At 66.2% G+C, this 13126-nt stretch carries 7 protein-coding genes; 3 read left to right on the forward strand and 4 right to left on the reverse strand.

Annotation, left to right across the window (positions count from 1 at the left end):
• Positions 1–61 precede the first annotated feature (61 nt).
• Both ACZK33_RS09100 and ACZK33_RS09105 read left to right on the forward strand, forming a co-directional pair.
• Entirely contained in the window at positions 62–2995 is a 2934-nt protein-coding gene (locus ACZK33_RS09100) for a TonB-dependent receptor (RefSeq protein ID WP_478454391.1), read from the forward strand.
• Positions 2996–3005: 10 nt separating this feature from the next.
• Entirely contained in the window at positions 3006–4601 is a 1596-nt protein-coding gene (locus ACZK33_RS09105; RefSeq protein WP_182267583.1) for an alkaline phosphatase D family protein, read from the forward strand.
• Between the two features lie 57 nt (positions 4602–4658).
• Here ACZK33_RS09105 and ACZK33_RS09110 read toward each other — a convergent pair whose 3' ends face one another.
• Both ACZK33_RS09110 and ACZK33_RS09115 read right to left on the reverse strand, forming a co-directional pair.
• Positions 4659–6767, reverse strand: a complete 2109-nt coding sequence (locus ACZK33_RS09110; RefSeq protein WP_423175347.1) for a phosphocholine-specific phospholipase C — start codon at positions 6765–6767, stop codon at positions 4659–4661.
• 8 nt (positions 6768–6775) lie between these two features.
• Positions 6776–9154: a TonB-dependent receptor gene (locus ACZK33_RS09115; protein WP_121503741.1), complete on the reverse strand. Its 2379-nt coding sequence runs from the start codon at positions 9152–9154 to the stop codon at positions 6776–6778.
• A 150-nt stretch (positions 9155–9304) separates the two neighbouring features.
• Between ACZK33_RS09115 and ACZK33_RS09120 the strand changes: the two genes are divergently transcribed.
• The gene (locus ACZK33_RS09120) at positions 9305–10834 is read left to right on the forward strand and encodes an OmpA family protein (RefSeq protein ID WP_423175348.1); all 1530 of its coding nucleotides are present in this window, start codon (positions 9305–9307) and stop codon (positions 10832–10834) included.
• Positions 10835–10846: 12 nt separating this feature from the next.
• Here ACZK33_RS09120 and ACZK33_RS09125 read toward each other — a convergent pair whose 3' ends face one another.
• Positions 10847–11773: a c-type cytochrome gene (locus tag ACZK33_RS09125; protein ID WP_423175349.1), complete on the reverse strand. Its 927-nt coding sequence runs from the start codon at positions 11771–11773 to the stop codon at positions 10847–10849.
• Positions 11770–13116: a c-type cytochrome gene (locus tag ACZK33_RS09130; RefSeq protein WP_423175350.1), complete on the reverse strand. Its 1347-nt coding sequence runs from the start codon at positions 13114–13116 to the stop codon at positions 11770–11772. Before ACZK33_RS09130 ends, ACZK33_RS09125 begins: the two co-directional genes overlap by 4 nt.
• Positions 13117–13126: the final 10 nt, after the last annotated feature.

Raw genomic sequence — 13126 nt, forward strand, 5'->3', positions numbered from 1 at the left:
GAGAAGCCGCTGCCGAGTCACGCAGCGGCACCTGCTGCTTTCTCTCTTCCAAGGACCCGTGATGCGCAACACGCTTTACCTGTCGATCATCCTCGCGCTGTCTCCCTGCAGCGTGCCGCTGGCGGCTGCGGCCACTGCCGATGGCCTCGAGGCCCGCGTTTCGGCGCCGATCGCGGCGCAGCCGCTGGCGCGCGCGCTGGAGCAGTTGTCGCGCAGTTCCGGCGTGCAGTTCCTGTATTCGGGCAGCGGTGACGTGCACATGGCCGGTGCGGTGCCGCGCGGTGCCACCGTCAAGCAGGCGCTGGACGCGCTGCTGGCAGGGACCGGCCTGGGCTACACCGTGGTGGATGGCAACGTCATCGCCATTGATCCTACGCCGGCACACAACGAACCGAAGCCGGCCGCGCCGAAGCCGCGCGAGGCCGAAGCGGTGGTGGCGCCGACCCTGGGCACGGTGAAGGTGATTGCTGCGCATGAGGTGATCGACCAGAAGAAGACCTCGCCGGTGATCAAGGATTCGGTGGTCTACGACGAGATGGACAGCTACGGCGACGAGACCCTGGCCGAGAGCCTGATGGCCGCGCCGGGCCTGAGTGCCGTGGAGGATGCCGGTGAGCCCCGTTACGTGACGGTGCGGGGCGTGCAGGCCAACCTCAACTACACCACCATCGATGGCATCGCGATTGCCAGCGTGGGGGGCAGTGGCTCGGGTGAGCGCATGAACAACCTGCAGCTGATTCCCAGCGACATCGGCACCCGCACCGACATCTACAAGAGCTTCAGCGCGGAGCGGGCGCCGGATGCGATCGGCGGCGTGATCGACATCATCAGCCGCAGTGCCTTCGACCGGTCCGGCAAGTACGTGTTCGCCGATGTGGCCGGCATCTATTCCACGGCGGAGACCAATGTTGAGCGCAGTGCCGGTGGCAACCACGAGACCCTGGGGCATTTCGGCAAGAGCGCCAAGATGGTGTTCTCCAACCAGTTCGGTGCCGACCAGGAATTCGGCCTTGTTGCGGTAGCGCGCTATGAGCAGCGTTCGCGCAACAGCGTCAAGCGCTGGGTGGAGTCGAACTACTACTACAACGACGCCGGCAAGTACCTCACCGACGGTACCTCCGGGCCGGACGAGGCCAAGGGCTGGAACGGGCTGCGTGCGCCGGGCAACTTCAGCACCGGCACCTACACCAACTTCATCACCAACTTCGGTGGCTCCGCCAAGCTTGAGTGGAAGCCTTCGGATGATCCCTTCTACGCATCGCTGCTGCTGTACTCGTACCGGTTCTACGAGAACTCGACGATGAACAAGACCGATCTGTACGGCAACGCCAAGTTTCCGATCCGCAACCAGACCGAAGACAGTGGTACCACCCAGATCAACAGCATCTACATCAAGAACCGCCACGACCGCTGGGACCGCAGCAACCGGGGCGCCATCGCCAGCTTCAACTGGGATATCGGTGATCGCTCGCGGCTGACCCTGCGTGGCGGCCATACCGAAGAGACCTTCCACAACAACCAGGTCTACTGGGGTGTGCGCGCCTACCCAAGCAATCTGTTCGTCGACTACGAGAACGACAGCCACGGTTTCCCGAACGCAGTGGCGGTTTCCGATTCCAGCCTGCTGACCAGCTCGGCGTTCAAGCTCAACCCGGCACAGGCCTATGTCTCGCCGCGCGACGCCAAGGAGAGCATCGACAACCTGCGTGCCGACTTCAGCTACAACATCGACGCCGATGCGCGTGGCTTCGGCCTGGCCGCCGGCGCCGAGTACCGCCATCTGAAGATCTGGCAGGACATCGACTTCGACTACTTCAAGAGCAGTGCCACGCTCAACGATTACCTGTATCCGGGTTCGACGCTGCTGGGCAGCGTGCCGGGCTTCCCGCTGATCGACAACCGCAAGTGGAACGAGGAACTGCTGCCGAAACTGGGCAACAACAATGCGGCGTATCCAAATGCCAACTTCACCAGCGACTACAAGTACGTGGAGGACATCACCAATGCCTACGTGTCCGCACACTACGCCTGGGACCGACTGCTGCTGATCGGCGGCCTGCGCTACGACCACACCCGCTTCGATGCCTACAGCCCATTCAGCGATGATGGCGGCACTACGTATACCTCTGCCTTCCGCAATACGAGCGGTGGCTACAACAACCTGCTGCCTTCATTGAATGCGACGTTCAAGTTGAGCGAGGACCAGCGCCTGCGCTTCTCCGCCAGCCGCACGCTGGGCCGGCCGACACCCAGCAACATCGCCCAGGCCACCAGCACCAGCTGTGGTGATGACGAGGAGGGCAGGGGCTTCTGCACCATCAAGCAGGGCAACGCCAACCTGCAGCCGCGCCGTTCCACCAACATCGACCTGGCGTGGGACCTGTACTTCAACGGCAACAACGGCCTGGTCTCGGTGGCACTGTTCGACAAAGTGATCAAGGACGACATCTACACCCTGACCACCTTCGAGAACGTTGGCGATACCCGCTACCGGGTCACCCAGCCGATGAACACCGACGAGTCCAGGCTGCGCGGTGTCGAGTTCGCGGTGGCCAACCGCAACCTGCAGTGGGGCCGCCAGCGCTTCGACATGTACTTCAACGCAACGCGGCTGGAAGGCCAGACCAACTACCGCATCAGTGATGGCACCGAACGCCGCCTGGACCGCCTGCTGTACCAGCCGGACTGGTCGCTCAATGGGTCGGTGATCTGGCGCATGCCGTGGAAGAGCGCACAGCTGCGCCTGTCCGGTACCTACCGCAGCCGGATGCTGGTCGACTTCGGCGATACCCAGTGGCTGGATTCGTACTACGACCCGTATATGACCTTCAACATGGGCTTCAGCCACAAGGTCAGCAGGCACGTGACGCTGAAGTACGAGGCCAAGAACCTGTTCAACACCCAGCCGACCTACAGCACCGGCCCGAACGGGCGCTTCCGTACCGAGATCGACGACTACGGCCGCTTCTTCTATTTCCACATCATCTACAACTGAGGGCGCAGCCGTGGATACGATCAATCGCAGGCGATTCCTGGCCCTGGCCGGCCTGTCTGCTGCCGGCGCGTGGATGGGCACGGCGCACGCGCTGGCCGCACAGACCGATGCCGCCGCGCTGAACCCGCGCAACCTGCTGGCGTCGCCGCGGTTCGCCAGCACGCCGTTCACCCTGGGCGTGGCCTCGGGTGATCCTTCGGCCGATGGCATGGTGCTGTGGACACGGCTGGCGACCGAGCCGCTGGTGTTCGGCGGTGGCATGCCGACCCGGCCGATGGTGGTCGAATGGCAGCTGGCGGCGGACGAGGGCATGCGCAAGGTGGTACGCCAGGGTTCGGCGATGGCGCATCCCGAACTCGGCCACGCTGTGCACGTGGAGCTGGGTGGGTTGGCGCCCGCACGGCCTTACTGGTACCGCTTCACCGTAGGCGGCCACGCCAGTGCGGTCGGTTGCACCCGCACGCTGCCCGCAGCCACGGCCGCAGTGGATCGCGTGCGCTTTGCGGTGGCCGGTTGCCAGCACTACGAAGAAGGCCACTACACCGCGTGGCGGCGCATTGCCGAGGAACCGCTGGATTTCGTTTTCCACTACGGTGATTACATCTACGAAGGCGAAAGCCAGCCGGGCCTGCGGAAAATGAACGGCCAGCCGTTCACCAACCTGCGCAATCATGTCGGGCCGCAGACCTACACGCTGGACGACTACCGTCGCCGCTACGCCCAGTACAAGAGCGATGCCGACCTGCAGGCCGCGCATGCGTCGGCGCCGTGGTTCGTCACCTTCGATGACCATGAAGTGGACAACAACTGGGCCGGCGCCGAAGACCAGGACGATACGCCCAGCGAAGTGTTCCTGCTGCGCCGCGCACAGGCGTTCCAGGCCTACTACGAGAACATGCCACTGCGCCGTTCGGCATTCCCGCGCGATGGCCACATGCAGATGTACCGGCGTGCACGCTACGGCACGCTGATGGACCTGCACCTGCTCGACACCCGCCAGTACCGCAGCAAGCAGGTGAACATGGCGCTGCGTGAGGAGGTGGAATCGCCGGAGCGCAGCATTGTGGGTGCGAAGCAGGAGCGCTGGCTGTTCGACGGCCTGGCCGATGCCGCGCCGCGCTGGCACACCATTGCCCACCAGGTGGCGTTGGGCAATTACATGCGCGAGAAGGACGGGATGGTGCAGTCGTCCGACGACCAATGGTCGGGCTATCTGGACAGCCGCCGGCGCCTGCTCGATCACATCCAGAAGGTGGGCTTCGGCAACGTGGTGACGGCGTGTGGCGACGCGCACCGGCATTACGCCAGCGACCTGGTGCAGGACCATCGTGATTCGGGCGTGGTCTCCAGTGAGTTCCTCGCCACTTCGATCACGTCCGGCGCTGATGGCCAGGGTGTGGATGCATATGCCGAGAACCAGCTGCGGCACAGCCCTTATCTGAGGGCGACCACCGACAAGCGTGGCTATGTGCTGTGCGATGTCACCCGTGATGCGTGGATCGGCGACATGAAGACGCTGGATACCGTGATGCAGCCGAACGGAACGGTGCAGAGCTGGAAGCGCTACGCGGTCGAGCACGGCCGGCCGGGGCTGCAGGAGGCCTGATCAGGCACGCCCCCTTGTAGAGTCGAGCCATGCTCGACTCTACAAGGGCGGAGCGGCTCAATCGTGCTCGAACCGCAGTGGTTCGCTGCCCATCGCCGGGTCACTGGTGCCAGGACGCCCATCCTCGGCACGGCCCGCCAGGCGCAGCACACTCTCACCTGCGCTGACCTGCAGGTCATACCAGCCGGCGGTAGGCGTTGCATCCCACGCCAACGAAGTCTCTGCATGCGCGGGCAGTGCCAGCGTCTGCTCGGGCATGTGCCCGGCATAGGCACCGGCATGCACGCGCACTTGCTGTGCACTTTCACCCAGATTGCGCAGGTGCAGCCGCAGCTGGCCGTCGGCGCGCTCGACCGACGCCTGCACAACGGGTCCTTTGGCAGCGCCCTGGAAGTGACGGTGGAAGCCGTTCGGGCCCAGCAGCCAAAGGTCGTAGCGACCGTGCACATCCAGCGGCCAGCGCTCCCGCAGTGGCGTGCCCGGTATCAGTGTATAGCGGCGTGGCACCTCACCCAGCCGCAGCCGATCGTAGACATGCAGGACCGCTGCCGCACCTTCGCAGGACAACACCAGTTCCACGCCCGATGTGTTGATCGCGGCAATCGATGCCTGCGGCCGATAGGGCAGGGCACGCGCCGGACGTACGCCACGTTCCTGTTGCGCCGGTTCCAGCCCCTCCGGCAACGCCGGCACGGTGCGTCCCGGCAGGGCGGCGGCACGTGCGGCCGCCGCGCTCACGTCGGGCAGGCCGCGTATGAACGGACGGGTATCGCGCTGGGCGAAGTCGAAGGCGTTGCTCAGGTCTCCGCAGACCGCACGGCGCCAGGGTGAGATATCCGGTGCGGCCACGCCGAAGCGGCGTTCGATCAGCCGTATGACCGAGGTGTGGTCGTACACCTGCGAATCGACCCAGCCACCGCGGCTCCAGGGTGAAATCACGTACAGCGGCACGCGCGGACCCAGCCCATAGGGGCGGCCGCGCAGCTCGGCGGCGTCGTACTTCTCGTCGCCCGGTGCCGGATGGCGGTGGTACTCGCCTTCGGTACTGACCGAAGACGTACCCGCCCAGCCACCGTTTATCGGTGAAGGCGGTGCCGGTGGCGGCATGTGGTCGAAGAAGCCGTCGTTCTCGTCGAACATCAGCAGCAGGGCGGTGCGGCTCCACACCTCCGGATCGGCGGTCAGTGCATCCAGCACGCGTGCGGTATAGGCCGCGCCCTGGGCCGGGCTGGAGGGGCCGGGATGCTCGCTGCCGGCCGCGTCGGCGATGATGAAGCTGACCTGCGGCAGGCGCCCGTCGACCACGTCCTGGCGCAGTTGTGCCAGCCCACGCGTGCTGACCCCACGCGCGCGCAGCTGCGGGTCATGCCCCGGCGCAGCACGGTAGGCCTGGCGGAAAGACTCGAAGCCGGCCAGTGGGTTGTCGGTGAAGTTGTCAGCCATGTCCTGGTAGATCTGCCAGGAGACGCCCGCCTTCTGCAGGCGTTCGACATAGCTGGTCCAGCGATACGACGACGGATGCCCGCCGTGCTCGGGGAAGTTGTCGTGCGAGTTGGCGATCACCGGGCCGCCAGCACGCGCGTGTGCATCATTGTGACCGGTCCACAGGAACACCCGGTTCGGGTTGGTTCCGGCCTGCATCGCGCAGTGGTAGGCGTCGCAGATGGTGAAGGCATCGGCCAGTGCGAACTGGAAGGGCAGGTCGCTGCGCTGGAAGTAGCCCATCGAATGGTTCTGCTTGGCCTTCGGCCATTGCCCCATGCGGCCGTGGTCCCAGGCGCGCTGTGCGTCCGGCCAGGTGTGTGGTGTGCCCTCCACCCGCATGTAGCCGAAGTGCGCAGCGGTATCCAGCGGGAACGGCGCGATCGCGCGCGTGCCGCTGGCATCGGGTTGCAGCCACAGGCTGCGCGTGCGGCCGCCGGCCTGCAGCGCCGGCGCGGGAGCCACGAAGCGATCGCCGAAACCACGCACGCCCGGCAACGTGCCGAAGTAGTGGTCGAACGAGCGATTCTCCTGCATGAACACCACAATGTGCTGCAGGTCTTCGAGGCTGCGCGTCTGCGCGGCGGGGGCGATCGCTGCGGCCCGGGCGATGCTGGGCAGCAGCGGGGAAAGGCCGGCGGCAACGCCGGCCTGCAACAACCGGCGTCGGCCGATATCAGTCACGGGCTCACTCACAGGTCCACACGGAAGGAGATGCCGACAGTGCGCGGGGCGCCGATGAAGGCGTTGTCGCGGCCGTCCACCCCTGCAAGATACCGCTTGTCGGTGAGGTTGCTCACCACCAGGTTGGCACCCATGCCCTTCAGGCGCGGCGACAGGCCCTGCAGGTCGAAGCCGATATTGGCGTTGAACACGGTGGCCGAGGGCAGCTTGTTGACGTTGGCGGCATCGAGGTAGCGCGTGCCCAGGTAGCGACCGGACAGGCCGAAGTTCCAGTTTTCGCCCTGCCAGTCGGCCGACAGCACCAGGGTCTGTTCTGGCTGGCCGATCACCTTGGCACCGTCGACGATGCCCAGCTGGGTATCACGTGCGGCATCGCCACTGCCCAGGTACTTGGAGCGGTTGTAGGTATAGGCGGCGTTGAGACGCCAGCCATTGTCCCAGCCGTAGCCGAACGCCGCCTCCAAGCCGTTGCTTTCCACGCCACCGAAGTTCTCGTAGACACCGTCGGTCTCGCCCAGGTAGTCGATGCCGCTGACGAAACCGGCCGGCAGATAGACGATGCGGTTGTCGAACTTGATGTTGTACAGGGTGACCGACGCGGTCAGCGGCCAGCGGCTGATGCGCATGCCGACTTCGATGTTGTCGGCGGTCTCCGGCTCGACGTTGCGGAAGCGCTGCGGGTCGGTCTCGCCGAGCACGCCGGAGGGAATGGCGGCGAAGTTCTGCGAGAAGCCAGCGAACAGCTCCATGCCTTCCACACCGGGTGCCCAGGTGAAGCCGGTGGACAGCAGCGGATCGGACTTGGAATCGGATTTGACGTGCTCGCTGGCACCGATCACGCGGCGGCGCGACTGGTCGACGAAGAACTGCTTCACGCCCAGGCGTGCGCTGAACGGCCCGAAGCGGGCCACGTCCTCGACGTAGTACATCTGCTCGTCAACCTTGTACTTGTCCTCGAACTGCACCCAGTACGGCTGATGGTCGAAGGCGATGTCCTGGCCGACGTTGAGCAGGCGATGCCAGTCGCGGCGCGCCGAGCGGTCCAGCTTTTCCACCCACAGGCCGCCGCGGATCGTGTTGTCGACCGCACCGAAGGTCTGCCGCCATTCGACGTCGGCGGTCACGCCCATGCGGTCGTTGTCGTAGTGGGTGTGGCGGTAGGACTGCGCGCCCAGCACGTTGCCCGCGTAGCAGTTCGGATCGTACTCGGCGGTGAAGCCCAGCCGTGGGGTGCAGCTGGCCAGGCGCTGCGCGGCGCTGCCATCGGGATTGACGAAGAAAATCTGGCCGCGGTTACTGCCGCCGTACACGGTCTTTCCACCGATGTACTCTGACTCCGGGCGACCGGCACCATCATCGCTGACCTGCGCCAGGTAGGGGGGCAGCCAGTCGCCACGACCTTCCATGCGGTGCCCGTAAGCCGCCACCGAGGCCTTGAAGCCGTTGCCGCCGTCGAAGGCCGCGCGCAGGTAGCCGAAGGTGTTCTCGCGCAGCGCACGCGAGCCGGAACGGTAGTTCTGGTCCAGGTACGGAATGCCGGTGAGGGTGCCGACCAGGTTGTCGCGGTCCGGATTGGTGGCGAAGCCCTTCGGCGAGACGCTGGTGTACTCCGGCTCGTCGGCATCGTTGTAGGACAGGTAGCCGGTCAGCGTCCAGCGATCCAGCTCGGTGATGAACTTGCCGGCGATGTGGTCATTGCTGGTCTTGCCGCTGCCATCGATCCAGTCGTGCACACGTGCGGAAGAAGCGCTGACCCAGGCGCGGGTATGGCCGCCGAGCAGGCCGGTGTCGTAGCGCACGTAGTACTTGCGCGCCTCGTTGTCACCGGCACCGACCACGAAGCGCAGGCGGCTGTCCTGCAGTGGGTCGCTGGTGAGGAAGTTGAGCGTGCCACCCAGCGCCTCGTTCGAGCGCGAGGAGATGTCGGCAGTGCCCTGGCTGACTTCCACTGTTTCCAGGTCCAGGGTATCGATGTAGCGGTTGGCCAGCGAACCGCCACCGTAGCCCGAGCCGCCATTGGGCAGGCCGTCGATGGTGGTGCCGATCTGCTGGGTGTCACGGTTGGTCACGAAGCCGCGCATGCTGATCTGCGTGCCCCACACCGACGAACCGGTGGCATCGGCCTCGCTGACCACCACGCCGGGCACTTCGTTGAGCGCGTCGTTGACGCTGCTCATCACGGTCTGCCGGTTCAGTGTTTCCGCGCGCACCGAAGTCTTCGCGTAGCTGGTGGCCTGACCAATCACCTGTACCTGGTCGAGGGTACGCGCATCGCTGCTGCGCGCTTCGCCCGTATCGCCCTGCGGTGCTTCTGCGAGGGCGTCCAGGGCGGGGGCGATCAGCAGGGCCAGCAGCGAGACACGGGGAAAACGCGCAATCGTTCGCATCGAAACTGGACCTTCAGAGGGAGGAAACCCCGGAGTGTCGGCAGCGCCAATGACATCGGCATGACGTGGCAGCGCAGGAACGATGGCACTGTGGGGGCGGTCACGGCCTTCGGGTATGCTCGGCGCTTCAATGGACCTGAGGTGGTGGCGATGCAGAAGCGATCGAAGATCTGGCTGGGAGGTGCAGCCCTGGTGCTGCTGGCAGGGTGCAACCGGACGCCCTCGGATGGAGAGGTGGCACCGCCTGCGCCAGCCACGGCGGACGGGGCCGCAGCACCGGCCGCCGCCCCAGCGGGTTCAACGGCCGCCGCCGACGGCACCGCACTCACCGACCGCGATGGCAAGCCGGTGCCGCTGGTGCCTTTCGACACCAGCAGCGTGCCGCTGAGCGACACCGCGCTGGGCGGACTGCCGTTCTTCAGCCTGCCGCAGGGCTACGCGCCGCAGAACGCCCCGCACCCGCGCGCCTGGGCGCGCTTCCCGTTCCGGATGGGCGAGGGTGTGCATTGGGTGGAAGGTCCGAGCTGGTCGGCACGCATCGTGACCGACAGTGAGGCGGCCCCCGACAAGGCGTTCTCCGCGCTGGAAGTGCAGCGCAACTTCGACGGCGTGATCACCGCCGCCGGCGGCCGCAAGGTCTTTGAAGGCACGCTGCTGCGCGACATCTACTACGGCCCGCAACTGGAAGGCGAGATCGGGGGTGGCTTCATCGATGCGGTGAACGGTGAACAGGACGCACCCACCACCGTCTACGTGCTGCGCCAGGCCAACCGCACCGTGTGGGTGCAGCTGGCGGTGGACAGCAACGGCGCCGGTCTGGTGGTCGTGGATGACGTGCCGTTCAAGGCCACTGCGCAGTGGTCGGACCGTTTCCCGCACCTGTCCCTGCCGGCCGGCTATCGTGAGCGCAACACGCCCGAGCAGCGTGATTTCGATGCCTTCCCGTTCTGGACCGGAGATCACTTCGAACCGGTCGAGGGCCGCACCTTCGCTGCCGATTTCGACAAGGGCGAGCGCGAATACTCGATGCATGAAGTACGTCGCAACCTTGAGGCGATGATGGCCCAGGTCAACGGCACCAAGGTGTTCGAGGGGCGCATCCCGCACGAGGCGGCCGAGGGCGTGTCGAAGCAGGTGCAGTCGTCCTACGGCAACGCGGCCAGCTACAGCTGGGACAACTACGACACCGTGGTCTATCGCGTCGATCTGGCTGATGGCCGCCAGGTGTGGGTGCATGCTCGCCTCGAATACCTCAGCGCTGGCTGGGTCGTGGTCGAGCGCAAGGGTTTCACCCAGACCGCGGCGCTGCTGCCGGCCGATGCGTTGAAGAAGAAGCTGGACAGCGACGGCCGCGTGGCGATCCAGGTCAACTTCGCCACCGACAAGGCGCAGATCCTGTCGACGTCCGAACCGCAACTGGCGCAGGTGCTGGAGCTGCTGCGTGCCGACCCGTCGCTGAAACTGTCGATTGAAGGCCACACCGACAACAGTGGCGCGGCCGCGCACAACCGCAGCTTGTCCGAGGATCGTGCGCGGTCGGTGGTGGCGGCGTTGACCGCCAAGGGCATCGCCGCCGACCGCCTGCAGGCGGCCGGCTTCGGCGCCGACAGGCCGGTAGCCGACAATGGCAGCGAGCAAGGCAAAGCGCGCAATCGCCGGGTCGAGCTGGTCAAGCGCTGAACCACGCCCTCCTCAGTACCGCGCGTCCTTGGGTTTCGGGTCGCGCGGCCAGTCCTTGCTCTTGTTGGCGAAGTCCGGCCGCGGTTGGTTGATGAAGTAGCTGGCGATGTCCACCGCATCCTGGTCGGGCATCACCTGCTGCCCCAGTGGCGGCTCGCGGGTCACCGCCGGCGGCATGTTGTGCTTGACGAAACCGGCCGCCTTGTACAGGCGCGCCATGCCGGCGCCGATGTTGAAGCTGTGGTCGCCCCACAGCGGCGGGAAGGCGATATCACCGCTGGCGTCGCGCCGGCCTTCGCCGTTGTCGCCATGGCAGGCGGCACACTGCACGGCGTACAGCGCCTGGCCACGGATCGGGTCCGGGGTCAGCGTGCTGTCGATGGGGCCCTCGCTGGGGGCGGCCACCTTTGCACCGTCTGGCACTGGACTGCTCAGCCACGCCATGTAATCGAGCATGGCGCGCATCTGCGGTGAGTCTTTCGGCAGCGGCTTGCCGTTCATTGAGCGCTGCAGGCAGCCATTGATGCGCTCAGTCAGCCCGATCACCTTGCCCGGGCGCGGCATGTAACGCGGATAGGCGCCGCCGCCCGTATTGAAGTAGTGGTTGCCGAACGGTCGCTTGCCCTCGGCCATGTGGCACGAATTGCAGTTCAGATCGTTGCCGACGTTGTCCGGCAGCAGCCGTGCGGTCTCGTTGAGGAGGCGGCGACCAAGCATCACCGATTCGGCATTGCCGAGCCCGGCGATCTCCTCGGCGCTGGGTGCATGGTAGTGGCCGACCACCTTGCCCTGGGCATCGAGGATATCGATCGTGCTGGCTACGGCGGCATCCAGGTCCGGGTACAGATGGCGATAGGCGAGGGTGCCGGCGCCGGCCAGCAGCACGAGGGTGACCATGCTGCCGATCAGCAGGCGGGAGCGTTTGCGCGAACGTTTCATCGTGCGGCCTCCTGCGGAACGTAGTGCACCGGCTTGTCACGCACCACCCGGCGCATGCGCGCCACGTCGACCTCGCTCACCGCGCTGGCCTGGTTGCCCCAGCTGCTGCGGATGAAGGTCAGGATCTGTGCCAGCTGCGCATTCGGCAGCTGCTCGAAGCCGGGCATTGTGAAGGCCATGCGATCGTGCGGGGTATGCGGCGTGCGGCCGCCGATCAGGGTCACCTGCACCAGCGAGCTGGGGTCATCGGCGAACACGATCGAGTTGCCGGCCAGGGCCGGATAGACGCGGGGCATGCCGCGCCCGTCGGCGCGGTGGCAGGCCTGGCAGTGCTCGGCATAGGCCAGCGAACCGGCAACACGGTAGTCGCCGCTGCGCAGTGCGGCGGTGGTGGTGTCGGTACCCGGGGACCACTGTGCGTTGCGGCCCTCGCGTGCCGGCAGCTGTTTCAGGTAGCGGGCCATCGCCAGCAGGTCGGCGTCGGACAGGTACTGCGTGCTGTGCTCGACCACGTCGGCCATACCGCCGAAGGCTGCCGAGCGATCGGTGCGGCCGGTGCGCAGGAAGTCGACGATCTCGCCCTCGCTCCAGCTGGCCAGACCGGTTGATTCATTGCGCAGGTTCTTCGCATACCAGCCTTCCAGCACCGAGCCGGACAGGAACTGGCGGCTGCCATCATCGGCCATCGCCTTTTCCTGGAACGCCAGGCCACGTGGCGTGTGGCAGGCGCCGCAGTGGGCCAGGCCTTCCACCAGTTCGGCGCCGCGCTGCTGGCCGGCATCCAGCGACGGATCCGGGTTGAACGTACGCGGGCGTGCGAACAGCAGCTGCCACCAGGCCAGTGGCCAGCGCATGTTGGCCGGCCACGGGATCGTGCTGTCGGCGTTGCCCTGCTTCACCGGCTGCACCGAGCCCATGAAGTAGGCGTACAGCGCCTTGATCTCGGCATCGCTGGCGATCACGTATGAGGCATACGGCATTGCCGGATACAACGGCTGCCCATCGTGACGGATGCCGCGACGGACCGCGCGCTCGAAGTCGGCGTAGTCGTAGGCGCCAATGCCGGTGTCCGGATCGGGCGTGATGTTGGTCGAGTAGATCGTGCCCATCGGCGTCTGCATGCCGAGGCCACCGGCGAATGGCTTGCCGCCCGGCGCAGTGTGGCAGGCGGCGCAGTCGGCGGCGCGCGACAGGTACTGTCCCTGCGCGATCAGCGTCGGATCGTGGATGTCGACCTGCGCCGTCTGTCGCGGTGCGAACCAGTAGGGCGTGGTGCGGGCGATGCCGTAGGCGGCGGCAAACGTGGCGGCCAGGGCAATGGCGAGCTTGAGCGAGGTGCGCATGGCGGCACTG

Source organism: Stenotrophomonas sp. 86156_Sma (assembly GCF_056481625.1).

What these genes read in the sequence shown, in the direction of transcription:
- ACZK33_RS09120 (WP_423175348.1), top strand. Translation starts at nt 9,305, where the DNA reads ATGCAGAAGCGATCGAAGATCTGGCTGGGAGGTGCAGCCCTGGTGCTG.
- ACZK33_RS09125 (WP_423175349.1), bottom strand. Translation starts at nt 11,773, where the DNA reads ATGAAACGTTCGCGCAAACGCTCCCGCCTGCTGATCGGCAGCATGGTC.
- ACZK33_RS09115 (WP_121503741.1), bottom strand. Translation starts at nt 9,154, where the DNA reads ATGCGAACGATTGCGCGTTTTCCCCGTGTCTCGCTGCTGGCCCTGCTG.
- ACZK33_RS09100 (WP_478454391.1), top strand. Translation starts at nt 62, where the DNA reads ATGCGCAACACGCTTTACCTGTCGATCATCCTCGCGCTGTCTCCCTGC.
- ACZK33_RS09130 (WP_423175350.1), bottom strand. Translation starts at nt 13,116, where the DNA reads ATGCGCACCTCGCTCAAGCTCGCCATTGCCCTGGCCGCCACGTTTGCC.